At 57.9% G+C, this 23,703-nt stretch carries 22 protein-coding genes and 1 pseudogene; 14 read left to right on the top strand and 9 right to left on the bottom strand.

Annotated features, from left to right (window positions below):
* Positions 1-59 precede the first annotated feature (59 nt).
* The gene (locus CAI21_RS03560) at positions 60-926 is read right to left on the bottom strand and encodes a thiolase family protein (protein WP_258868893.1); all 867 of its coding nucleotides are present in this window, start codon (positions 924-926) and stop codon (positions 60-62) included.
* Positions 927-935: 9 nt separating this feature from the next.
* Complete coding sequence (locus CAI21_RS03555) at positions 936-3,380, bottom strand: acyl-CoA dehydrogenase (protein WP_116301019.1); 2,445 nt, start codon at positions 3,378-3,380, stop codon at positions 936-938.
* 442 nt (positions 3,381-3,822) lie between these two features.
* Between CAI21_RS03555 and CAI21_RS03550 the strand changes: the two genes are divergently transcribed.
* The 5 genes from CAI21_RS03550 to CAI21_RS03535 are packed head-to-tail and all read left to right on the top strand — an operon-like array spanning position 3,823 to position 9,166.
* Entirely contained in the window at positions 3,823-4,323 is a 501-nt protein-coding gene (locus CAI21_RS03550; protein ID WP_181919244.1) for a disulfide bond formation protein B, read from the top strand.
* 58 nt (positions 4,324-4,381) lie between these two features.
* Complete coding sequence (gene mrcB, locus CAI21_RS03545) at positions 4,382-6,676, top strand: penicillin-binding protein 1B (protein ID WP_116301017.1); 2,295 nt, start codon at positions 4,382-4,384, stop codon at positions 6,674-6,676.
* The gene (locus CAI21_RS03540) at positions 6,676-7,227 is read left to right on the top strand and encodes a tetratricopeptide repeat protein (RefSeq protein ID WP_181919243.1); all 552 of its coding nucleotides are present in this window, start codon (positions 6,676-6,678) and stop codon (positions 7,225-7,227) included. Before mrcB ends, CAI21_RS03540 begins: the two co-directional genes overlap by 1 nt.
* The gene (locus tag CAI21_RS25480; RefSeq protein ID WP_309544938.1) at positions 7,227-7,778 is read left to right on the top strand and encodes an ATP-dependent DNA helicase; all 552 of its coding nucleotides are present in this window, start codon (positions 7,227-7,229) and stop codon (positions 7,776-7,778) included. The genes CAI21_RS03540 and CAI21_RS25480 overlap by 1 nt, the downstream gene beginning before the upstream one ends.
* Positions 7,778-9,166, top strand: coding sequence for an ATP-dependent DNA helicase (locus tag CAI21_RS03535; RefSeq protein ID WP_309544937.1), 1,389 nt, complete (start codon positions 7,778-7,780; stop codon positions 9,164-9,166). Before CAI21_RS25480 ends, CAI21_RS03535 begins: the two co-directional genes overlap by 1 nt.
* 41 nt (positions 9,167-9,207) lie before the next feature.
* On the opposite strand, the gene thpD is transcribed toward CAI21_RS03535, so the two are convergent.
* The 4 genes from thpD to ectA all read right to left on the bottom strand — a co-directional run bounded on the left by thpD (position 9,208) and on the right by ectA (position 12,617).
* A complete protein-coding gene (gene thpD, locus CAI21_RS03530) occupies positions 9,208-10,119 on the bottom strand; it encodes an ectoine hydroxylase (protein ID WP_258867969.1) in 912 nt (303 codons plus the stop codon).
* Between the two features lie 174 nt (positions 10,120-10,293).
* On the bottom strand, positions 10,294-10,698 hold the full coding sequence (locus CAI21_RS03525; protein WP_116301015.1) for an ectoine synthase: 405 nt from the start codon (positions 10,696-10,698) through the stop codon (positions 10,294-10,296).
* 94 nt (positions 10,699-10,792) lie between these two features.
* On the bottom strand, positions 10,793-12,079 hold the full coding sequence (gene ectB / locus CAI21_RS03520; RefSeq protein WP_220347745.1) for a diaminobutyrate--2-oxoglutarate transaminase: 1,287 nt from the start codon (positions 12,077-12,079) through the stop codon (positions 10,793-10,795).
* A 19-nt stretch (positions 12,080-12,098) separates the two neighbouring features.
* Positions 12,099-12,617, bottom strand: a complete 519-nt coding sequence (gene ectA / locus CAI21_RS03515) for a diaminobutyrate acetyltransferase (RefSeq protein WP_116301046.1) — start codon at positions 12,615-12,617, stop codon at positions 12,099-12,101.
* Between the two features lie 699 nt (positions 12,618-13,316).
* On the opposite strand from ectA, the gene CAI21_RS03510 reads away from it, so the two are divergent.
* Together CAI21_RS03510 and tsaB are read left to right on the top strand one after the other, a co-directional pair.
* Positions 13,317-14,618 (top strand): MFS transporter, encoded by a 1,302-nt coding sequence (locus tag CAI21_RS03510; RefSeq protein ID WP_116301014.1) that lies wholly within the window; start codon positions 13,317-13,319, stop codon positions 14,616-14,618.
* Positions 14,619-14,711: 93 nt separating this feature from the next.
* Positions 14,712-15,389 carry a tRNA (adenosine(37)-N6)-threonylcarbamoyltransferase complex dimerization subunit type 1 TsaB gene (gene tsaB / locus CAI21_RS03505; RefSeq protein ID WP_116301013.1) on the top strand — a complete coding sequence of 226 codons (678 nt, stop codon included), beginning with the start codon at positions 14,712-14,714 and terminating at the stop codon, positions 15,387-15,389.
* A gap of 91 nt (positions 15,390-15,480) precedes the next feature.
* Here tsaB and znuA read toward each other — a convergent pair whose 3' ends face one another.
* Positions 15,481-16,398 carry a zinc ABC transporter substrate-binding protein ZnuA gene (gene znuA, locus CAI21_RS03500; protein ID WP_116301012.1) on the bottom strand — a complete coding sequence of 306 codons (918 nt, stop codon included), beginning with the start codon at positions 16,396-16,398 and terminating at the stop codon, positions 15,481-15,483.
* A gap of 84 nt (positions 16,399-16,482) precedes the next feature.
* Here znuA and CAI21_RS03495 point away from each other — a divergent pair, with 84 nt between their 5' ends.
* The 5 genes and pseudogenes from CAI21_RS03495 to CAI21_RS03480 all read left to right on the top strand — a co-directional run bounded on the left by CAI21_RS03495 (position 16,483) and on the right by CAI21_RS03480 (position 19,542).
* The gene (locus CAI21_RS03495; RefSeq protein WP_116301011.1) at positions 16,483-16,971 is read left to right on the top strand and encodes a Fur family transcriptional regulator; all 489 of its coding nucleotides are present in this window, start codon (positions 16,483-16,485) and stop codon (positions 16,969-16,971) included.
* Positions 16,959-17,747 carry an ATP-binding cassette domain-containing protein gene (locus CAI21_RS03490; protein ID WP_116301010.1) on the top strand — a complete coding sequence of 263 codons (789 nt, stop codon included), beginning with the start codon at positions 16,959-16,961 and terminating at the stop codon, positions 17,745-17,747. The genes CAI21_RS03495 and CAI21_RS03490 overlap by 13 nt, the downstream gene beginning before the upstream one ends.
* A pseudogene (gene znuB, locus CAI21_RS03485) lies at positions 17,740-18,554 on the top strand (zinc ABC transporter permease subunit ZnuB). The gene CAI21_RS03490 and the pseudogene znuB overlap by 8 nt, the downstream one beginning before the upstream one ends.
* 128 nt (positions 18,555-18,682) lie before the next feature.
* Positions 18,683-18,940, top strand: coding sequence for a hypothetical protein (locus tag CAI21_RS23625; RefSeq protein ID WP_220347744.1), 258 nt, complete (start codon positions 18,683-18,685; stop codon positions 18,938-18,940).
* Positions 18,904-19,542: a hypothetical protein gene (locus CAI21_RS03480; protein WP_220347743.1), complete on the top strand. Its 639-nt coding sequence runs from the start codon at positions 18,904-18,906 to the stop codon at positions 19,540-19,542. Before CAI21_RS23625 ends, CAI21_RS03480 begins: the two co-directional genes overlap by 37 nt.
* Here CAI21_RS03480 and CAI21_RS03475 read toward each other — a convergent pair.
* Positions 19,537-21,003 carry an HDOD domain-containing protein gene (locus CAI21_RS03475; RefSeq protein WP_116301009.1) on the bottom strand — a complete coding sequence of 489 codons (1,467 nt, stop codon included), beginning with the start codon at positions 21,001-21,003 and terminating at the stop codon, positions 19,537-19,539. The genes CAI21_RS03480 and CAI21_RS03475 overlap by 6 nt on opposite strands.
* 296 nt (positions 21,004-21,299) lie before the next feature.
* Here CAI21_RS03475 and motA point away from each other — a divergent pair, with 296 nt between their 5' ends.
* Positions 21,300-22,163, top strand: a complete 864-nt coding sequence (motA, locus tag CAI21_RS03470) for a flagellar motor stator protein MotA (protein WP_116301045.1) — start codon at positions 21,300-21,302, stop codon at positions 22,161-22,163.
* 24 nt (positions 22,164-22,187) lie between these two features.
* Entirely contained in the window at positions 22,188-23,042 is an 855-nt protein-coding gene (motB, locus tag CAI21_RS03465; RefSeq protein WP_116301008.1) for a flagellar motor protein MotB, read from the top strand.
* 36 nt (positions 23,043-23,078) lie between these two features.
* On the opposite strand, the gene CAI21_RS03460 is transcribed toward motB, so the two are convergent.
* Entirely contained in the window at positions 23,079-23,690 is a 612-nt protein-coding gene (locus CAI21_RS03460; RefSeq protein WP_116301007.1) for an ABC-type transport auxiliary lipoprotein family protein, read from the bottom strand.
* Between the last annotated feature and the right edge of the window lie 13 nt (positions 23,691-23,703).

Raw genomic sequence — 23,703 nt, 5'->3', positions numbered from 1 at the left:
GTCGAGCCCAACCCAGCAGGTGTCCGCCAGCTTGCCAAGTACGGGTAGCCCGTGCGTTTTTACCGCCTGCTCGCTGGCGAGCAGTAGCCAGGCTGCGCCATCGGCCGGGGGGCGCTATTGCCTGCCGTTAGGCGGCCCACCTCGGCAGCATAAAGCGGCGGTAGGGCCTTGAAGTCGGCAGGGCTGGCATCGGCGCGTATACAGCCGTCTTCGGCGAACATACGGCCATCGGGGCTATAGATAGGCTCACGCTCCGGGCGGTCGCTGCTTTGCACGGCGGCACCGGCGCGCTGGTGGCTTTGGATGGCGTAGGCGTCGATACGCGCGCGAGAAATGGCAAACGTCTCGGTTAACGCTTCGGCGCTATCGCCCAGTTTCAAGTCCAGATCCGATTGTGCCGGCGTTGCTTTGAGCGGATCTCGAAGGCGGAACCAGCGCGGATCGAATCCCATGGCAAGGCGAAGTCGGTCGGCGATGCCGGGACGTTGCTGCCATTCGCTATAAAATCTCAGTATCCCCTCGTCGAATTGTAACGGGGCATGACTCATGGCATCGGTGCCGCCGGCTAGAATCAAATCCGCTTCGCCTGTGGCGATTCGCCTCGCTGCCGTATCGACGGCTTGCATACCGGAGCCTTCTCCACGCTGTACCGTATAGCCCGTAACCTGATGACCGCAATTCAGGCGTAACGCAATACTGCGGGCGAGATCGATGGCCGTTGAAGCGACAGCGGTGTTGCCTACGATGATCTGGTCGAGGTCGGCAGCGTCGAACGGTTGTCGGGACAGCAGAGGGCGCCCCGCCGCGACGGCAAGGTCGGCGGCGCTAAACGGTCCGGGGCGGTCGTTGATTTTCAGAAACGGCGTGCGGGAGCCGTCGACGATGTAAACCGGTTTACCGGCTTCGGCGCCGGGTTTCGCTGCCATGCGGTCTCCTTAAACGGGGCCTGGTAAAGACTTAATCGGCGTACTGGCCGCGAATTCGTCCACCATGATAACCGACTGACGCATACGAATCGCCTCGCCAAGGCGCTCGGCTTCGCCTGGATCGATGATGCCGGCGGCCAAAGCCGCTTGCACCGGATCGATGCCGGGAGCGAAACGCAGTTGGCCGGCGCGTTCCGCTGCCTGCAATTTTTGCTCGATCGGGGCTGCAGAGACCAGTAGCGTAAAGGTTTTCTCTAGACGCGCGATGGGATCGTCCGGGTCAGTTGCGCGAAACATAGCGCTGGTGAGGCGGTCTCGGCTTGCCGTTGGCTTAGTCAATAACTCGGCAACCTGGCGGTCTAAGACGTCGTTGGGTTTCTGGTAGCGGCGGCCGAGCGGGAACACGAGAGCCCGTAACAAACGGCCGAGCGGGCGATTAGGAAAATTGCGCAGTGTCTCGTGGAGTGCCTGTTGGCTTTCGTAGAGCAGCGTTGCGACGGCCCAATCGACCATGGGGAGATCGAGTTGCTCGCGCCCTTCGTTCTCATAACGCTTGAGAACGGCAGAGGCGAGATACAGTGCGCTTAGTGCATCGCCCAAACGGGCGGATAAGCGCTCCCTCCGCTTCAGGGCGGCGCCTTGCGTGATGAGGGTCATATCGGCAACAAAGGCAAACGCGGCGGCAGCGCGGGTTAGTCGCTGATAATGGCGCCTCAATTCTGGGGCGCCATGCGTGAGTACGATGCGGCCGTCGGTCACGCCAAGCACGACGCTGCGTATTTTGTTGCTGGCTAGCAAACCGATATGGCCGAAAAATGCCCGGTCGAAGGCTTTTTCGGCATCGGGCGCGGTACTCCCGGCTGCATTGATTTCCTTCAGCAGGAACGGATGGCAGCGTAGTGCGCCTTGCCCGAAGATGATCATGTTGCGGGTGAGGAGATTCGAGCCTTCCACGGTGATTGGAATCGGGGCGCTTTGGAAAAAACGCGCCAAATAGTTGTTCGGGCCGAGGCAAATGCTTTTTCCCGCGTGTATATCCATAGCATCGTTAAGTATCCGACGTGAGCGTTCGGTCAGTTGGTACTTGACGATAGCCGATAAAACGGCGGGTTTCTGGCCTTGGTCGATCGCACGGGTTGTTAGGGTGCGTGCCGCATCCAGCATGTACGTGTTGCCGCCCATGCGGGCCAGAAGCTCTTGGATGCCTTCAAAGTCGCTTATCGGGCGTTTGAACTGTCGCCTGATACGGGCATAAGCGCCGCTGACGGCCGTCGCTAACTGCGCTGTGCCGCAGGCGTTGGCGGGCAAGGAAATGGCGCGCCCCGCCGCCAGGCAGTTCATTAACATTTGCCAGCCTTGTCCGATTCCGGCTTCGCCGCCGATAACCCAGTCGAGCGGAATGAAGACATTCCTGCCCCGTGTCGGGCCGTTCATGAAGGCCGCCTCTAACGGTCGGTGCCGGTGGCCGATGTCGACGCCTGGCGTTGTGCTTGGAATTAACGCGATACTAATGCCGCGTTGGTAATCGCCGCCGAGCAGTTGCTCCGGGTCGTACACCTTAAACGCCAAACCTAGCAGGGTGGCAACTGGCGCTAGCGTAATGTAACGCTTGTCCCAGTTGAGCCGTAAGCCGATGATTTCGCGCCCTTCGTGTTCGCCGCGACAGACAACCCCGTAATCGGGAATAGCGGCGGCGTCGGAGCCTGCTTCCGGGCCGGTCAGCGCGAAACAGGGAATCTCTTCGCCGCGGGCAAGCTTCGGTAAGTAGTATTCGCGTTGCTCAGCCGTGCCATGATGGAGCAGAAGCTCGGCCGGCCCTAGCGAATTGGGTACGCTGATCGTCACGCCCGCGGTGGGGCTGCGGCTACCGACTTTTACCAGAATCTGCGAATGGGCATAGGCGGAGAACCCCTTCCCGCCGTATTCGGTAGGGATTATTAAACCCATGAAGCCTTGTTCTTTTAGGAAATTCCACACCGCTGGCGGTAGGTCGCGATGAGTTTCGGTGATGCGCCATTCGTCGAGCATCCGGCACAGCTCTTCGGTCGGACCTTCTAGGAAAGCCCGCTCTGCTTGACTAAGTGCCGGTTTTGGTTGTCTTAACAGCGATTTCCAACGTGGTCGGCCGGAGAAAAGCTCAGCGTCCCACCAGACGGTACCCGCTCCCAAGGCCTGGCGTTCGGTCGCGGATAAATGGGGGGAGCGGCGGCTAAACCAGGTTTTCACCCGATTGCTAATGAGCTTTCGTCGCAACGGTGCGAGATTCAGCAGTACGGCGGCAGCCAGGAATAATGCCCACAATATGCCCATAATAACGATAGGCGGCGGGCTGAGGAGGTGGACGGCGGCAAGGTAGCCGGCAACGGCAAGAGTGCTCAGCCAAAGCGGCGCCCGGTGGTAGGCCAGCGTCATGACGACAACGATGAGCACGACGAGCCATGCAAGCGTAACCATCCCGATCTCCCTTGTTAGAATGAGCGCGCGGCGTACCGTAAAGAAAGCACTGGGTGTTTTCTCGGCCCCTATGTCGGTCGCGCGGAGACCCCAGGGAGCAAATCAGCGCTTCCTTAACTGGCTGTCTGCGATGGCACGCCGTCCACTACCATAGCTAAGCTGCCAAGCCACTTCCAGCGGTAAAGCCGGCGTTCCTGAAAACTCAGGTCCTAACGTCTGTTCAGAGCCTGTCTTGTAGGTAAAGAGATGGCTGTGCTAGAGCCTTTCTCAACATTCGAACGATAAGCTTTACTCCGTAAGGGCAAGGTCTCCGGCCGGAGAGGCAGGAGGGCGGCGTTTCCCTAAAATGCGGATTTGTTCACGTTAGACAGAGGACAGGAGCGCCACGGCGGCTGTGTCTGCTAGAATGCGGTAATCTTAAAAATCAGGGATGGAGTGGAGAATGTTGCATCGCCTGACGGATTACCGCCGCCAACTCAACGGGTTGGGGTTCGTGGTCTGCGCTTTGATGATCGCCTTTGCCTATTATCTTCAGTATTTTCAGCACATGGAGCCGTGCCCCTTGTGCATTTTTCAACGTCTTGTCTTCTTCGCCATAGGCGTCGTGTTCTTGCTGGCGACGATTTTTCATCCGGCTGGAATCGGCGGCCGCGTCTTTAGCGGCCTTACGGCGATGGTCAGCGGTATCGGCATTGCCATTGCCGGGCGTCATGTCTGGTTGCAGAGCCGGCCTGCCGATCAGATTGTGTCCTGCAGCGCCGACTTCGGTTACCTGTCTGAGTTTCATACGCGGTTGGAGTTGATGGTCATGATGCTAGGCGGTACCGGAGAGTGCGGTAAAATCGACCGTTTCCTGGGTGTCAGCTTGCCGACCTGGGCGCTCTTTTTGTTCATCGTGCTGGGCGCTTTTGGCGTGCTTGTCAACTGGCGGTCGGTGCGCTGAGGACGGCGCGGCTTCGACGCGCTTTCATTCGCTATAGCCTCAAGCTTCGAAGGGTTTCATGGGATCTCGTAAGCGTCGTACTCAGCGTAAAGTCGCCCATGCGCGACCTAAGCGCTCTTGGTTAGTTTACCTGCTGTTGTTAGTGGTATTGAGCGCGCCTTTTGCGGTCGGCTATGTATTATGGCTGGACCGCCAAGTGGTAGCCCAATTCGAAGGCAAGCGGTGGGCTTTGCCGGCGCGTGTGTACGCCCGGCCGTTGGAGCTTTACGAGGGGACCCGCTTAAGGCCGCAGCACCTGGTTGCCGAGTTTGAAGCCTTAGGTTACCGGCCGGTGGCGCAAAGCAGCGCGCCGGGTACTTATAGCCGTAATGGCAACGAGTTTCGGGTCACAACGCGCGGCTTTCGGTTCCCGGACGGGGAGGAGCAAGCGCGGCGTGCGGTTATTCGTTTCGAGGGCAATCGAGTCGCGGCGTTGTCTGCAGCGGACGGTGGCGAACTACCGATCTTGCGGTTGGAGCCGGCCATAATCGGCGGGATCTATCCTGCGCATGGCGAAGACCGGGTGTTGGTCCGCCTCGAGGACGTGCCGCCGGAATTGATTCATGCCTTGCTGGTCGTCGAAGACCGTAATTTCTTTCAGCACCGCGGCATTTCCTGGAGCGGCATCGCTCGCGCGGCCGTCGCTAATGTGCGCGCCGGCCGGGTCGTGCAGGGCGGTAGTACCATTACGCAACAGCTGGTGAAAAACTTTTACCTGACCAGCGATCGTACGCTCCGGCGCAAGATTAACGAGGCTATTATGGCCTTGTTGCTAGAGTATCGTTACGACAAGTACGAAATTCTCGAGGCTTATCTTAACGAAGTCTATCTGGCGCAAGACGGTAACCGTAGTATCCATGGGTTCGGTTTGGCGGCAGAGTACTATTTTAGCCAGCCGCTTGAAGATTTACGCCTGGATCAGTTGGCGATGATGGCGGGTCTGGTTAAAGGTCCGTCTTTCTATAACCCTCGTCGTCATCCACAGCGAACGAAAGAGCGACGCGACCTGGTTTTGCGAATGCTGCATACGTACGGGTCGATTGATGCGGAGACAGCCCAGCGTGCCATTGCGCGCGAGCTCGACGTGAGTCCGGCGCCGCACCGCAGCGATAACCGTTACCCGGCGTTCATGGATTTGGTGCAGCAGCATTTACGCCGCGATTACCGCGCCGAGGATCTAAGCTCCGAGGGCTTGCAGATTTTTACGACGTTGGTTCCCCATGTGCAGGAGGCCGCGCAACGCTCGCTCGATCAGCGTTTGCAAGCGATTGACTCGGAACTGCAAGGGGCGGGTGTTGTCGTTAATGTAGACGACGGCACCGTAGCGGCGCTTATCGGTGGTCGCGAGGCAGGGTATCTCGGCTTTAACCGGGCGATGCAGGCGCGTCGACCGGTCGGGTCGTTGATAAAACCGGCGGTTTACCTGGCGGCGTTGAGCCGGCCGGACCGATACGGTTTAGGCAGTCTCGTCTTGGACAGCCCGATGGAAGTGCAGGACGCTGCCGGTAGACGCTGGGAACCGAAGAACTACAGCGGGCGCTACCATGGGCAAGTGCCGTTATGGCAGGCGCTGGCCAACTCCTACAACGTTTCGACCGTTTGGCTAGGGTTGGATGTTGGTTTGCCGGCGGTGGTTGATGCCTTGGAGAGGCTCGGGCTGCGGCCGCCATCGAGGGTTTACGCGTCGCTATTACTGGGGGCGGTCAACTACACGCCGCTGGAAGTTGCGCAGATGTACCAGACCATCGCATCCGGCGGCTATCAGACGCCTTTACGTGCCGTACAATCGGTAATGGATGCCGAAGGCGAGGTCTTGCAGAGTTATCCGTTAGCGGTAGAGCAGGTATTCGATGGCGGCGAGGTCTTCCTGTTGGACTACGCCCTGCGTCAGGCGATGCGTAGCGGAACCGGCCGCAGCGCCGGTCGACACTTGCCGCCGGGCTTGACCGTGGCCGGCAAGACGGGGACGACCAACGATACCCGCGATAGTTGGTTCGCCGGTTACAGTAGCGATATGCTCGGCGTGTTCTGGTTGGGTCACGACGACAACCGCAGCACCGGGCTCACGGGCGCTTCAGGAGCGTTGCAGGTTTGGGGGCAAACGTTTGCCAGCTTAGAGCTGCGGCCGTTGCCCGATAGTTTGCCGGCGTCGGTGGAGATGTCCTGGATTGAGCCCGCGAGTGGTTTGCGGGCCGAAGAGTATTGCGCGGATGTCGTGCAGTTACCCTATATTCGAGGCAAGATGCCACCGGATGCCGCTTGCGTTGAAGATGCGCAGCCGCGACGCGGTCGATTTAGAGGATGGTTTCAATAATGATGCGGAAAGTTTCTAGCGGCGTCGTCGGCGCGGTGTTGGCTTCCAGTGTGTTGCTCTCTGCGTGCGCGACGACGGCAGAGCCTGGCTCGTCTCGCAACGGGGCAGCTAACGTTGAACGGGAAACTTCTCGTACCACTACCGATAGGCCGAACGGTGATTCCAGCGCCTCGGCTCCGGAAGAAACCGCTCCGCAGGCGCCCTTGCGCGCACTGCCGGCGGCTGCGGCGGAGTTGGTGCGGCAGGCGGAGGAGGCTTCGGCTCAGGGGCGGCACGATGAGGCCGCGAGCTTGTTGGAGCGGGCCTTGCGTATCGAGCCGCAGCATCCGGTGTTATGGCAGAATTTGGCCGTCGTGCGCTACCGCCAAGGCGATTACGCCCAAGCCGAGCAGCTGGCTATGCGCTCCAACCGCCTCTCGGGCGACTATCCTGCCTTACAGTTAACTAACTGGCGCCTAATCGCAGTCAGCCGCGAGCTACGCGGCGACACCCAGGGGGCGGCGGCGGCCGCTGAGCAGGTCCAACAATTGCGGGCCGTCGGCAGTCGTTAATGAGTGGTTTAGCCGCCGTTTTTGCGGCTGACGGCCCCATCGCGCGCCATGTCGGCGGTTTCGAGCCCCGCGCCGAGCAGTTGGCGATGGCGGAAGCCGTCGCCGACGCGTGTGCGGATCAAGCGGTGTTGCTGGCCGAAGCCGGCACCGGTACGGGGAAGACGTTCGCTTATTTGGTTCCCGCCTTATTGGCTGGCGGAAAGATCATCGTTTCCACCGGCACGAAAACTCTCCAAGATCAACTTTTCGAAAAAGACCTACCGTTAGTACGCGATGCGCTTGAGCTGCCTTTGCGGGCAAGCTTGCTCAAAGGGCGTAGCAACTACCTGTGTCTTTACCGCTATGAGCAGACCATGGACGAAGGCCGTCTCGATAGTCCCGTACAGGCCGAGCAGCTGCATGGTTTGCGGCATTGGGCGAGCCTCACGCGTAGCGGCGATCTCGGCGAGGCGCCGGTTCCGGTTTTGGAAGAGGGGCTGCGCAGCCGGATAACCTCGACGGCGGATAATTGCCTCGGGCAAGAATGCCCCGCTTATGCCGATTGTTTTTGATGGAAGCTCGCCGGCGGGCGCAAGAGGCCGATGTGGTGGTGGTTAACCACCACCTTCTGTTGGCCGATTGGGCTTTGAAAGAGTCCGGGTTTGGCGAAGTGCTGCCGGGAGCGGACGTTTACATTCTCGACGAGGCGCATCAGTTACCGGAGGTGGCGGGGCAATTTTTCGGTTTGAGCCTGAGTAGTCGGCAGCTGCTTGAGTTGGGGCGGGATACCTTAACCGAGTATCAGCGCGAGGCTGGGGATGTACCGGCTTTGCCTGCCGTTGTGGAGCGATATACGCGGGCGGTGTTGGAGGTTCGCTTGGCGTTGGGCAGCGGTGCTCGACGCAGTGCCTGGAGCGACGTGGCGGAGCGGCCGGCGATTGCGGCGGCGGTTGACGGTTTGCAGCGCTGGTTGGGTGAATTGGTGGCCTTGCTGGAGCCGATGGCCGTACGAGGCCGTGGCCTGGAAGCCGTCTATCGCCGAGCAGAGGCGCTGCGTGCTGCCTTGCAGGGGTTCTTGCAGCCTGAGGGGCAAGAAGCGGTGCAGTGGTTCGAGAGTTTTAGCCAGTCGTTTATTCTCCGCTCGACGCCGGTAGATGTGGCGGAGCCTTTCCGGCGCCAGATGGCGCGTCACCCGGCCGCGTGGATCTTAACCTCGGCAACGCTTTCCGTGGGCGAGGATTTTAGCCACTTCAGTCACCGAGTCGGCTTGGAAGAGCCGCGGACATTGCGGGTTGAAAGCCCATTCGACTATGAACGCAATACGCTTTTGTACGTTCCGCAGGGGCTGCCCGCACCCACCTCGGAGGCGTATCTGGCAGCATTTTTGCGCGAAACGGAAGCGATACTTGGATTGAGTCAAGGGCGCGCCTTTATCCTCTTTACCAGCCACCGCGCACTGCGCGAAGCGGCAATCTACTTTCAAGGCCGCCTTCCGTACCCGTTGTTGGTGCAAGGGGAGGCGGGGCAAGCGGAGCTGTTAGCGCGGTTTCGTGAGGCCGGCAACGCCGTGTTATTAGGGACGGCTAGCTTTTGGGAGGGGGTCGATGTGCGCGGAGAGGCCTTGTCGTGCGTGATTATTGACCGTTTGCCTTTTGCGGCTCCAAACGATCCGGTGCTACAGGCGAAAATCGCCGCCCTGGAGGCTGCCGAGGTCAATCCGTTCATGGAATATCAATTGCCATTGGCGGTGATTAGTTTGCGCCAGGGTGTCGGTCGGCTGATCCGCGATGGCGCGGATCGCGGCGTGTTGGTGATAGCGGATAACCGAATTCTCACTAAATTTTACGGTTCGGTGTTTCGGCGTAGTTTGCCGCCTATGCCGTTAACCCGCGAGCGCGAACAGGTGGCGCAGTTTTATGCCGGCCTATCGGTCGTCGATGCGATAGGCGGGGAATGCTAGTGGAGGCAGGAGTGTCGCTGTCACTCCTGCCTATCTCGGCTTTACTCCTCGATCGGCGTCAGCGGGATGTGATCGCGTGCCGCGAGAAATTCCGGCCGTCGTCGGTTGGCAGCGTAGGGGGTCGTTGTCCGGTTCTCCATGCTGTTATAGACGAAGAACACGTTGCTGCGCGGGTAGGGGGACATATTAGCGTTCGAGCCGTGCAGCGTATTGCAATCGAACAGCAGCATTGAGCCTGCCGGCCCCTTTGGCGCTTCGATACCACCGGCTAAATCGATCAACTGGGCCAAGCTGTCGTTGTCCGGAACCCCTGTTTGTTGAATCTTTAAGGAGTTCTTGTAGTGGTCTTCCGGCGTCGGGCCGACGCAGGGCACGAAAAATTTATGCGAGCCGGGGACGAGCATCAGCGGGCCATTAAACTCATTGTTATCGGTGAGAATAATGGAGCAGCTGACCGCTCGCATTCTCGGCATGCCGTCTTCCGCGTGCCAGGTTTCGAAGTCCGAGTGCCAGTTAAAGCCCTTGCCTTTGAAGCCGGGCTTGTAGTTGATACGCGATTGGTGAATGTACACCTCGCTGCCGAGTAGCTGCCGAACCCGGTCCAGGATGCGCGGGTGGCGAGAGAGGCGGTTGAAGCAGTTCGAGATCTTGTGAACCTCGAATACGGAGCGAACCTCGTCGCCGTTCGGCTCGCGAATGACGCCATCCCAACCGCGCAGACTATCGTCTTCGCACAGTCGCTTTAGTTCCTGCCGAAATTCGGCAATATCGTCTTCGGAAAAGAATTGGTCGAAGAAAAGAAAGCCATTGTCGTCAAACGACTGTAATTCTTCAGAGGAAAGCGGCCCTTTATATTTCCCGGTCGTATCACCGTAAACGACAGGATCAAGCCGTTCGAACATGTCTATTTTGCGCTTGGTACGCGACGGATATAGATCTTGCATGTTGTCCATAAGGCGGAACTCCTTACTTTCAATATGCGAGTGTTGTGTTACCTCCTAAATAACGGTCAGCGGGAACATTGCCACAAAGCAAGCTGCCGGGCAAGACCCGGCAGCTAGTAAGGTTTTATCAGCACACAGCAAGAACCCTAAAGCCCATGCCGGCTGACGTTACCTGTGCGCCGACTAACCGTTTTCGTCGGGCTCATCGACAATCAGGGGATAAACCCCGTCCTCGTCGTGTACTTCCCGCCCGGTTAGCGGTGGATTGAATACGCACATCATCCGCATGTCTTTGCGCGCTCGCAAATAATGCTTTTCGTGCTTGTCCAACGCGTACATCGTGCCGGGCTTAATCTGGTAAACCTTGCCGTCGTCAACGGTTTCGATCTCGCCTTCACCTTCGATGCAGTACACCGACTCCAAGTGATTCGCGTACCAGATAAAGGTTTCCGTCCCGGCCTTAATTATGGTGTCGTTAAACGAAAAACCCATACCGTCTTTACGTAGCAAAAATCGGCGGCTGTTCCAGTTTTCGGCATGAACGTCATCGTCGGTGCCGATGATTTCTTCTAGCGTACGAACGATCATTAACTGCGAGTCCTTGAGCAAAGGTTGTTAGTGGCAGAGCGCCCCGCGGCTTAGGCTGCGAGGCGACGAGCTGCAACAAGTCCAAAGTATCCGGTTAGACGGCTTCCTTGGAGGAAATCCCCAGACGCTTAAGCGCTTCGCCGAGGCTGCGCTCGATAATGTCCAAGCCTTCCTTGAGTTCGGCTTCGGTAATAGTGAGCGGCGGAAGCAGTTTTAGTACTTCGCCCTCCGGGCCGGAGGTTTCGATAATCAGGCCGTTTTCGAAGGCGACGGCGGAAACCGTACCGGCGATGTCGGCATTCTCAAACGCAATACCTTGCAACAGACCGCGGCCGCGGACTTCGCCTTTTGCCTGCGGGAATTGCGCCACGAGTTTGTTCAGCGCTTGGGCAACCAGCTCGGCCTTGGCTTTAACCTCTTGGGTCAGCTTGTCGTCGGCCCAGAATTGCTTGAAGGCTTCGGTGGCGGTAACAAAGGCCAAGTTGTTACCGCGGAAAGTACCGTTATGCTCGCCCGGCTCCCATTGGTCCAGCTCCGGCCGGAGTAGAGTGACAGCGATCGGGTGACCGTAACCGCTGAGCGATTTGGACAGGCAGATGATGTCCGGATCAAGGCCCGCTTCTTCGAAACTAAAGAACGGACCGGTGCGGCCGCAGCCGACCTGGATGTCGTCGACGATGAACAGCATGTCGTGCTTACGGCATAGAGCCTGCAAGTCCTGCAACCACTTCTGTTCGGCGACCTTAATGCCGCCCTCGGCTTGAATAGTCTCGACAATTACTGCTGCCGAATCGTCCACGCCGCTACCGCTGTCTTCGAGGAAGCGCTCTAGGTACTCGATGGTATCGACGTCCTCGCCGAAGTAGCCGCAATAGGGCATGGAATCGCTGTAGTTCAATGGTAGCCCGGCACCGCTACGCTTAAAGGCGTTACCGGTAACGGAAAGCGCGCCTAAGGTCATGCCGTGGAAGGCGTTGGTGAAGGAGATGATCTTCTCCCGGCCTTTGATCTTACGTGCCAGTTTCAGTGCCGCTTCGACGCTGTTGGTGCCAGCCGGGCCGGGGAACTGGACCTTATAGTTCATTCCGCGGGGCTTGAGAATCAGGTCCTCAAACGTCTGCAGGAAGTCGACTTTGGCCGAGCTTGCCATATCCAGGCTGTGGGTGATGCCGTCGTTTTCGATGTACTCGATCAGCTTCTTTTTCAGCGCCGGATGATTATGGCCGTAGTTCAGTACGCTGGCGCCAGCGAAAAAGTCCAAGTAGCGACGGCCTTCCGTGTCGTACAGGCAGCTGCCGACGGCTTTCTCGAAGACAGTCGGAAAATTATTGCAGTAACTGCGTACGACGGATTCGTACTGCTCGATAACTTGCATGCTCATATATAGAGAACCTCTCTACTTAGAATTCGATTAGCTGGTTGGGCTGGCTGAGGTCGTAGGGTCCGATGCGGAATAATTCCTCGTCCTCATGCCCGGTACCCGGAAACTGGCTTGCAGCGAAGCAGGGCCGTACTTCGCACGGCACGCCCAAGTCGCGGGCTATGCCGCGAAACAGCGCCCGAGAAGCGTCGTTCGAAGGGGAAATAGTCGTCTCTAGTATGCTAGCGCCGCGCGCGCCCTGGCTGCGGAGGAGATAGCTTACGAGTCGCTTGCCGAGGCCTTTGCCTCGTGCCGAAGCGTCGACGCCGATTTGCCAGACGAAAATAACGCTCTCGCGACCTGGCGGGCGGTAACCGGTAATAAAGCCCACGATTTCGCCATTCATCTCGGCGACCGCGCAGGTTTCCGCAAAGTCCTTGCTCAGCAGCAGATACAAGTACGCGGAGTTAAGGTCGAGAACGCCCGAATCTTTAACAACTTTCCAGATTGCAGCGCCATCGTCGATGGTGGGGTTACGGAATGTAATTGTCTCGTTCATTTTGCAGGTATGGCTAGCAATTTCCAACTGAATAAGGTCGTTTATCCTTTTCAGGGATCCTGCTATTCCGAATGGCAGCCGCCTCTATCACGCGCTTGCGCTACTCTGAAGGAGAGACGCTACCAAGTTCTGTGGCCGGGCCGCAGGCTACAGCGCACGTGTCGCGGTAGGGCGGGGCAATACGTTTGGTGAGCGCTCTTGCCATGGGAATTTGATCCCTGTAGCCGCGCGTCTTCTAGGTCATGAAGCGTTACCAGTTTTGCCTCAAGAACCCAAAATAAAAACACATAATACCTCAGAAGTCAAGTAACAATTTGTTGTTAATTATCTATTTTTTATTGGTTTTAGTTTTTGAGCAGGGTAATTACATTGTAATGAGGCTGGGTCATTTAATTTTCAAGTCGTTTAATGTTATTTTTATTAAACCTTCTTGATGCTTTTGTTGGGTATTTGGCTGCACGCTTATGTTCTAGATGTCTATGCGGGACAAGCCGGGGCTAACGATGAGCGCTCGCGGCGGTTCTGCCGGGCAGTGGATTATGTCGGCCAAGGTTGTTGATGCCATTAGCTTTTTGGCCGCAGGTCGGTGGCTAAGTTCCGGCATGATTTTCAGAGGTTGCGGCTGAGCCTCGCGTGATTTTTAGCGGCCTGTTAGTATGAGGGCGCGTATCCCTGGCTGGTAGCTATCTCGGGCTGAAAATGCACCGTCTTCTTTATCCTTTTATAGCGCTTTTATTATCTCTTGCCATCCTGCTGACCGGTGGTGGTTTATTGGGGACGCTGATGTCGGTGCGGATGGGAGTGGAAGGGTTTCCTACTCAGATCATCGGCATTGTGATGGCGTGTTACTCGGTCGGCTTTGTGTTGGCGACTTTGGTCTGCGGAAAGCTGATTCGAATCGTAGGCCATATCCGGACATTCGCCGCGTTGTCGGCTGTGGCGGCGAGCTCGACGCTGGTTTACCCGCTGATCGTCGACCCTATTGCCTGGGCTTTGATGCGGGGCGTGTTCGGTTTCTGCCTCGCGGGCCTGTATATGCTTGCGGAAAGTTGGTTGAACGACCGCACACCGCGCGAGTATCGTGGCCAGATCCTGGCATTCTATAGCATTACCACGTACGCCGCCTTGGGCGGAGGGCAGTTTCTGTTGAATGTGTGGGATGTCAGCGGATTTCAGCTGTTCAGCCTGGCAGCGTTTCTTTTCGCTTTGTCCCTGGTACCGGTGGCCCTCACACGTGCGCCGTCGCCGGAAATCATCGAAGCTCGGCCGGTGGGCATTCGCGAGTTGTACGATATTTCGCCGCTGGGCTTGATCGGTGCTACCTGTGCGGGCGCGATTGCCGGTAGTTTCTTCGCGATGGGGCCGATTTTTGCGCAAGGCGCCGGCTTTTCGTTGACGGAGGTGTCGGCGTTGATGGGGGCGACCATTCTTGGCGGTCTAGTGCTCCAGTGGCCGCTTGGGAAGCTTGCGGATATCTATGATCGTCGTTTAACGATTCTCGGAGTGGCGCTTGCTGTCGCAGTGTGCAGCCTCCTAATCGCTTTGGCGACCGGCGGCCCTCCTGGTTTGATCTTGGTGCTCGCCGCCGTGTGGGGAGGGTTGGCGTTTACGGTATACCCTTTGAGCCTAGCGGTGGCTAACGATTTTCTTGCGCCGGAAGAATTGGTTGGCGCTGCCGCGGGATTGTTGATGGTGCACGGCGTCGGCATGATTATCGGTCCGGTTGCAGCGGCGTATCTGATCGATTCGTTGGGGCCTGCCGGCCTTTTCTGGGGCGTCTGTGCCGTGGCTAGTTTTCTCGCGTTATTCGCGTTTTATCGGCACGAGGTTGGTCAGCCTCTGGCGGCCGAGGAGAAAACCGAGTTCGTTCCGATCCCGATCGCCACGACAGCCTATGCCAGCGCGCTTGATCCGCGTTCGGAAGAGGTTCAGCTGGAGTTTGATTTCGAATCCCTCGCCGAGGATGCCGTTGACGCCGAGGAAACCGGGTCCGCGTCTTAAGTTTGGCGCCGTGCCGCCCCTTTTGAGCCAGCGTTTCCTTATGCGTAATGGGATCTTTATAATGCTTGCTTTTGCCACGGACCCGTCTACCCCATGTCAACTCCGACGCTATTGACCCTCGATACGACGACCGAAGCCTGTTCGGTTGCTTTGCAATACGGCGACGATGTGTGCGAACGGTTCGGTTTGATGCCGCGCGGACATGCGCAGCATGTTTTGGGCATGGCCGACGAGGTGCTTGCGGAGGCCGGGATTGCTTTATCGGCGGTGGATGCTATCGGCTTTTGCCGCGGGCCAGGCGCCTTTACTGGCGTTCGGATCGCGGTTGGGGTTGTGCAAGGCTTAGCGTTCGGGGCCGATCTCCCGGTGGTGCCGGTGTCGACTTTGGCCACTCTGGCGCAGGGTGCGATTGCGGAGCAGGGCGCGGATAAAGTGCTCGCGGCCGTTGATGCGCGTATGGGCGAGGTGTACAGCGCGGCCTATTGCTCGATCGACGGTTGCGCCAGCCTATTGGGGGCGGAGCGGGTCTGCGCGCCGAATGCCGTCGAGGTTCCCGAAGGTGCGGGTTGGTTGGGCGTCGGTACGGGCTGGGGCGCTTATGACGCGCTGTTACGTAAGCATTGTGGCGATACGGTTATGCGCACGGTGCCCGACGTTTACCCGCGCGCAAGGCATATCCTGCCGCTTGCGACGCGGGCGCATGCGGCGGGGGATGCGGTTGCCGCCGCCGATGCGCTACCGGTTTATTTGCGCGATCGTGTGACGGGCTGAAACTGCCCTTTGGGGCCCCTGTCGGTAAGCCGTGCCTTGCCAGGAGCCCGAGGGTGGGCTCCGAACCGGCAAATCTAGGCATGAAGGCTTACTAGTCGAGACATTCGGTGATTGCTTGCGCCGCTGCGCTTAGCAGGAGGAAATACGCATCCGGTCCTGGCGGTATGTCGGCGCCGAGAGGGTCCAGAACCCCCACGCGTACGTCCGTGCCCCGAATTAAGGCTTGGATCATGGTGGGTTCGAATTGAGGCTCCCGAAAGATACAGTCGGCTCCAAGCGACTGAATGCGATTGCGTAACTGGGTGATGCGCCGGGCGCCAGGATGTTGTTCCGGGCTGACGGTAACGGAGCCAACGGCGTTTAGATCGTAGCGTTGTTCAAGATATTGATAAGCGTCGTGAAAGACGATAAAAGGGCGTTCGCGTACGGGCGCTAGAGTCGATTGGATTTCCTCGTCGAGCGTGTCAAGCCGTTGCTGCAAGGCGTCGGCATTTTGTCGATAGGTATCGGCATTGGCCGGGTCGATGGCTTGCAGACGTTCGCTAACGATAGCCACAATCGCTTTTGCGTTATGTGGATCGAGCCATAGGTGAGCATCGATATCGCCATTGCCGTGATGATGATGGTGGCCGTGATGGTGGTGATCGTCTTCATCCCAGTTGCCGCCGGTGCGAGTCGGCAGCAGAGTGAGTTCGGTTTGGCGGGTGAGCGTTACTACTTGGGCATCTTGAGCTAGTCCGCGCAGCGTGCGCTCCATAAAGGCTTCTAGCTCCGGCCCCACCCAAACGACAAGATCGGCTTGTTGTAAATTGCGAGCGTCGGAAGGGCGCAGGTTGTAGGTGTGCGGCGATGCACCGCCATGTAATAGCAAGCGCGGCTCGGTAACGCCGTCGGTAATGCCCGCTACCAACGAATGAACGGGTTGAATGCTGACGACTACCTGTGGGGCCGAAGCGTAAGCCGATAGGCCTGGAACCAGCAGTAATAAGAATATAAGGTAGCGATACATAGCGGACACTCGGTGCAATTTTTGGGTCGATGTTATAACATTACATTAATTGAGCCGCAATGGGCTAACCCTATTGGGAGAGTTATGGTTTCCAAAACGGTCGTTACTGCGTTCCAGAGTGCTGGCCATGACCATCAGCGCTGCCTTGAGGATGCCTTGGCGTATGCGGCTGAGACGTGCGCTCGCCGTGGCGTTAGATTGACTCGCTTACGCGAGCAGGTGCTACGTTTGGTATGGGGCAATCACGAACCGGTCAAGGCTTATGACTTACTAGAGAGTTTGCGCCGGGACCACGAAGGCGCTGCGCCGCCGACGGTGTATCGGGCTTTGGACTTTCTCTTGAAAGAAGGGCTGATTCACCGTATCGAATCCCTGAACGCCTACATTGGCTGCGGCGATCCGAGTAGCCCGCATACGGGGCAGTTCCTTATTTGCCGAAAATGTAACTCGGTAGCCGAGTTGAACGATCCGGAGATCGGCGAGCTAATCGCCAGTAAGACGAAGCAGATCGGCTTTAAGATGGATCATCAAACGATCGAGTTAAGTGGTATTTGCCCGAAATGTTCCGGTTGAAGAAGCGGGCCACGCCGGCGCCCGATGGGTTGCTGTTGCATGGGCGACAGCTAACGTTGCGGCGCGGGCAGCGCGTATTGCTACGCGATGTCGACGTCGATCTCGCCGAACGGGAAGTTTTAACCTTGGTCGGTCCGAACGGGGCGGGGAAATCGACGTTGCTGCGCACCTTGATCGGGCTTGAGGGTTATCATCAGGGTTTGCTGCTGACTCGTCCCGGGCTACGTGTAGGTTATGTGCCTCAGCAATTTGCCGTCGACCGCAATCTGCCGTTGACGGTTGACCGTTTGCTTAGCCTCGCCGGCGGTCGGGATAGTTTTGCCAGACGGCAAGCGGTTGAGGATGCGGGGGTCGGCCACTTGTTGCGGCAAGCGGTGCAAGATCTTTCGGGTGGCGAGTTACGGCGGGTATTACTGGCGCGGGCGTTGTCTCGTAAGCCGCATGTACTGGCGCTGGATGAGCCGGCCGCGGGTCTCGACCACAATAGCCAAACCTCACTCTATAGCCTGATACAGCATTTGCGTGACCGCTATGGTTTCGGCGTGTTGGTTATTTCTCACGATTTGCATCTCGTCATGGCCGCTTCCGACCAAGTCGTTTGCCTCGGCCACGGTCGCGTTTGCTGCCGGGGCGAACCCGCTTCGGTGCAAGAGCACCCCGAATATCGGGCTTTATTCGGCGAGCTTGGTCCGGCGACGGCGGTTTTCCCTCACGCTCACTCACATGCGCCGGTGCTGACGCCGGTGAAGCCGCGTTCTAATGTTCATAATGGATGACTTTCTAGTCCGCGCTATTGTCGCGGGGTGTGGGCTGGCCTTATTGGCCGGTCCGCTGGGTAGTTTCGTGGTGTGGCGCCGGATGGCCTACTTTGGCGATACCTTGGCACATTCCGCCTTACTTGGGGTTGCTCTTGGTTTTTGCTGGGGATCGATCTCAATATAGGGGTGATCTCCGTCTGTGCCCTGCTGGCCGTGATATTGATTATGTTGCGTGCGCGGCAGCGGTTGGCGGACGATACGCTGCTGGGCATTTTAGCGCACAGCTCCTTATCCTTGGGCTTAGTGGCCTTAGCGTTTATGGAAACCGTGCGGGTGGACTTAATGTCCTATCTGTTCGGCGACATCTTAGCGGTTACGGACCAAGATCTTATCTGGATTTTCGTCGGCGGTGCGGGCATCGTCACCGGCTTGTTGTTGCTGTGGCGGCCTTTATTGATGGTGACAATCCACGAAGATGTGGCCCGAGCCGACGGTGTGCGCGTTAATCTGATTTTGATTGCGTTCATGTTGCTGATGGCGGCGGTTATCGCCATTGCGATGAAAATCGTGGGTATTCTGCTGGTAACCTCGTTGCTTATAATTCCTGCTGCCACGGCCCGTACGTTTGCCCGTACTCCAGAGCAAATGGCGATGTTCGCCGCCGGTATCGGTTGTTTGGCGGTTGCGATCGGTATGAGCGGTTCGTTTGCCTGGGATTTGCCATCCGGTCCGTCGATTGTGGTGGGAGCGGTATTCCTATTCGTGCTGACGAGCATTGGTTCGGCCGTGTTCTTGGCGATGCAGCGAAGCGCTGCGAGGCGTTGATTACGAACGCTGCAAATCGTTGCGCGCCATCCTTCCTTTGTATCGCCAATCTTTTTAAGGCTTCCGGTCTTCAAGGTGTCCTGTTATCGTTGCGTCACTTTTGACGGCACAGATTCTGGAAAGCGCGTATGGCCCGGCTTTTTGTAGATCAACTAACGGTTATCGATTGCTCCTATCTGGATGCTCGGCGGGGCATTGTCGGAGAAAGTTGGATCGTTGACTTAGAGCTGGGCGGCGAACTCGACGAACAAGGCATGGTGTTTGATTTTGGCTTGGTGAAAAACAAGTCAAAGCCGCTATCGATGGCTTGGTCGATCATACCTTGTTGGTGCCGATGCATGCGCCCGGTTTGCAGCTATCGGTTAGCGGAGACCGAGTCGCGCTGACGTTCGCGTTTGCCGATGGCGATCTGTGCGAGTTTAACGCGCCGAGCTGTGCTGCCTGTCTGTTAGAAACGGTGGAGATCGACACGCATTGCGTTGAGCGGTATCTGGAATCGACGCTGTTGGAAGAGTTGCCGCGCAATGTGACTTCCATTCGAATTCGTTTGCGAACGGAAGCGATTGACGGTGCGTATTACCATTACAGTCACGGCCTGAAAAAGCACCAGGGTCAGTGCCAGCGCATTGCCCATGGCCATCGCTCGCGTTTGCTGATCGAACGAGACGGCGTGCGTGCCCCCGAGCTTGAGCAGGAATGGGCCGAGCGCTGGCGCGATATCTACATCGGCTCGCGCGAGGATGTGGTGGCCGACGAATTACACGGTGGGCAGCGTTATTTGCGTTTTCGCTACCAAGCCGCCGAGGGTGAGTTCGAACTGCTGTTGGCCAGGAAACGGTGTTATTTGATCGACACCGACTCGACGGTGGAGCACATTGCCGCCCACTTGGCGAGTGAACTGGGGCGGGCGCAGCCGCAGGCGCGGTTTCTGGTTCGAGCTTTTGAAGGGGTTGGGAAGGGAGCGTTGGCACACAACGTCGCTCTATAGCCTTTTGAGCTGCCGCATTACCAAAGCGCATATCGCCCGAAATTCGTTAAACGTCTTCGTATCTAGTTCGCAACCCGGTAAGTGACGGTCGGCATAGAACAGGCCGAAGGGTTTGCCGTCGACATAGATCGATGCCGTAAAGAAAGTGTCTACCCCAAGCGCTTTGTGGACGTCGCGCGGAATTATGCTGAGATACTTGTCTTTGTTCTTGTCGTGAACCCAGAGCGCTTTTGCTTCGCTCATCAGGGCGCCGGCCAAGGTGTCGGCTCCGAGCGTGAGGCGGAAGCGGTGGAAGGCTGGGTCGTCCTCCGCACCGCGCTGCATGTAAGGCTCCAGGGCGTTGCGGTTGTGGCTGTATTTGGCGAATACTACTCGATCTAAACCAAGCCCCGAGTGCAGAGCGCGTAAGCCTAGGCTGATGACGGGGTCTTCCTCCGCGAGATATTCGTGTTTCGCAGCCAGCTCTTTCCGAATCCTTGAGTAGTCGCCTTTTTCTAGCTCGTGCAGTGCCCGGGACAGCAGCTCCGGTTGCCGTGCGGGGCAGAAGTAGGCACGGTTAGGCTTTGGCGGCGGGGCTTGCTCAGGCTCCGTGTCCGGTTCGGTCAGTAAGGGCGCGTAAGGGTGGGAAGATAGGAAATGCGTCTCGCGCTCTGCTTGTAGCGCCGCCTGATGAATTAAGGCCGGCACTTCGGCGATGTCCTTTTTCAGAAAACGCGCCAAGGCTTTCACGACAATTTCCATTTCCTGCGTGTGCCAGCCTTTATGGGCAATGCTGTCTAACCGTAGCGCTAACAGAATGCTGTAGGGGCGCGGCCCAAGCGCGCGTTCCGGGCGTAGGTTCTCGATAACCAGAGTCGGCAGCCGCCAATGCTGGACCAACGCGAGCGATAGCTCCGAAATCGGAAAGCCAAGGTGCACATACTCGGAGGCATCCCGATACCCATCGTGGTGAGCCTGTATCTCTTTGAGCTCGAGCATGACATCGCCGTCGTAAGCCCACAGGGCCAGCTCGCCGATCTGGCGCAGCAAGGTGGCGGTAAATACCTCGCTCGGAACCATGTCGTGACGTTCTCGGGCCCAGTTCCAGGCTTGCACGGCGGCGTGATAAACCCCGCCCAGCGCTTCGAGATAACCGCTCCGGTAAGGCTCCGCTAAGCTATCTTCCAAGCGCGGCATTTCTTGCGGTAGTTGCAGCACGCGATCGAGGCCGAGCATCATGACGGCTTGTTCAAGGCTATTGACACGAGTCGACAAATGCTTGTGCTGCAGCGAGTTGGCGGTCCGCACGATATGTTGGACTAACGCCGGGTCGCGGTAGACGATGGCGCAGAGCTCGGCGACGCGCGGCGAGGCGTTTTCTTCGGCAAGGCGCGTTAAGACTTGTTCGGAAAAGGGGAGCATAGGTAGGCGATAGTCGCTGAGCGCGTCCACCCAATCCTGTAGCCGTCTCGGTCTTGCCATGACTTACACCTTAACAACCCGCTATAGAGACTTATTCATATTCATTATCGGCCATTCGGCGCGGAACTAAAGGCAATTCTCACTTCGGCTCTTTACGCTGAGATCGGGGGTTCAGATCCCAGGGGTGCTGCCGACATCAAGCCTGAGGCCATCGGTTTTGCCGATGGCGAGTTAACTTCGAGGTGGCATCAAGTGGATATGCTGGATACATGGAGCGCGCAGCGGCGACGGGTTCGGCCTGTGGCGCGCTTGGCTTCCGGACGCTGCCATGCCAACAACAGTTGGGGGATGCAGCTATGATGATCATTATTGGCGCAGTGATTGTTCTAGCCTCGGTGCTGATCGGCTACGCCGCGCACGGCGGTAATCTGGCCATTCTGTGGCAACCGTATGAGGTGTTGATCATCTTCGGCGCGGCTGGCGGCGGTTTCCTGATTGCCAACCCCTGGAAAGTCACCAAGCAGGTCATGGCGGCGGTGCCGCAGGCGATGAAAGGTTCGCAGTTCGATAAAGAGCTGTATATGGACCTGCTCTCCATGCTGTACGAGCTGTTCCAGAAAGCGCAACGCGAAGGCTTGTTGGCCATTGAGGAAGACGTCGACGAGCCCGAGAACAGCGAGCTGTTCCAGAAGTATCCGAACGTGATGAAACACGAAGCGGCGATGGAGTTTCTGCGCGACTACCTACGGTTGATGGTTGGTGGGAGCATGAACCCTTTCGAGCTTGAAAATCTGATGGATATCGAGATCGAAACGCACCATCAGGAGGCAGAACTTCCCGCGCAGGCGATTAACCGGACCGCCGACGCCTTGCCGGGCTTCGGCATCATCGCGGCTCTGCTCGGTATCGTTATCGCGATGGGTGCTATCGACGGGCCCATCGAGCAGATCGGTAAGCTGGTTGCCGCTGCCCTGATCGGGACGTTCACCGGTATTTTGGCGGGCTACTCTTTTGTCGGCCCGCTCTCCAACGCCATCGAACATCAAGCGCGCGAGAAGACGAAGTTTATGGAGACGATTAAGGTCGTCATCCTGGCGATTCTTAACGGCTATAAGCCGGTACTTGCGGTCGAATTCGGACGCAAGGTCATGTACGAGTCGGAGCGGCCGACCTTCCAAGAACTGGAAGATCGCGTGAAAGGTCGTGTTAACACCGAATAAGCATTAGCGGGACGGTCGCCGGCAATGGATGAGAAAAGCCAACCAATAGTCATCAAGCGGGTAAAGAAGTCGATTCATGGCGGCCATGGCGGCTCCTGGAAAGTCGCCTTTGCCGACTTCATGACCGCGATGTTCGCGATGTTCCTGGTGCTCTGGCTGGTAGCCGTGATGGAGGCGCCGCAGCGAGAGGGCATTGCGGAGTATTTCCGTAATCCTAATCCGCCGGGCGGCCAGTCCGGCGTGTCTCGCAGCATCATCGATCTGCAGGGAGGCTCCGACACGGTTATCGACCTAGGGCCGATTCCGAACGAGCCGATGTCGGGCGATGAGCTGGAAGAGTATTTGTTGGAATTAGAGCAGGAGCGTCTCGAAGCGTTACAGGAAGCGCTTGAGGAAGCCATCGATCGTAGTCAGGCGCTGGAGCCGTTCAAGGATCAGCTATTGCTCGATATTACTCCGGAAGGCTTGCGGATTCAGCTTGTCGACCGCGAGAACAGACCGATGTTCCCGCTCGGGAGCAGCGAGCCTTACGATTATGCGCGCCGTATCTTGGAAGAGTTGGCGTTGGTCTTAAACGAAGTGCCGAATAAGATCAGTATCGCCGGCCACACCGATAAGACCCCGTTTGCTCGTCCGCGGGAAGACTATGGGAACTGGGAGCTTTCTTCCGATCGCGCGCATGCCGCTCGACGTGCGATGCTCGCTGGCGGGATGAAGGAAGAGCGGGTTGCGCAGGTAACCGGCTTGGCGTCGACGGTGCTGTTCGATAAGGAAAATCCGTTTAACCCGATCAACCGCCGGATCAGTATCATCGTGCTCAATCCGCGGGCGGAAGAAGCGATCACGACACGGGAGAGCCGGACCGTCGAAGGCTTTTAGGCCGAGCGGAGCCTGAGCGAAGCTCGGGCTCCGTGTTCAGCGTGTTCGTAATAAAGCCTCGGTGAACTGCGTTATTTCGACAACCGCTTCGGCAAGTGCAGCGTTGGCGGCTCGAACGCCTCCCGCAGCGTTGGCGCTCGGAGCCGGTTGTCGGACGTTGATGAGTTGCGATCCCAAAACCCGTTGGGCGTTCGGATCGATGAGTTGAACCCGCATGCGCAGCTGCGTATAGCTGGTGTCGGAATCGGTAAAACGTTGTTGCAGGCTCAGCTGGTCGATCACCAGGCGCAAATCGGGCGGCATATTGGTGGCCGGTGTGGTCACTACCTCCGCTATGCCGCTACTTTCTAAGACATTGATTAGTACTCCGTTTAGCATTCTGGTCGGCGTGTCGGCCCAGCGGCTCCGGGTGTAGTGCTGGATTTCGAAATCGCGTACTTGATAGGCAATGTTGCGGTTGTCGAAACCGGGGGCGGCTCGGGGTTGCTCGATCAGTAAGATGCCAGCCAACGGTTCGGCCAGCGGTGTTGGATACTCATCGAGGCTAAGTTGGTATTGTTGCGGCGCTGCGCGATCGCCGGTGGGCGGAAGCGCGCATGCACTTAGTAGCGCAACGGCGATGGCTAGGCTAAGTAAGCGGTTCGGCATGACTTACCTCGTT

It is taken from the genome of Alkalilimnicola ehrlichii (assembly GCF_003399765.1).
GTDB lineage: Bacteria > Pseudomonadota > Gammaproteobacteria > Nitrococcales > AK92 > AK92.
Note: the sequence above shows the minus strand (reverse complement) of the source record. Positions and strands in the feature narration are given on the sequence as shown.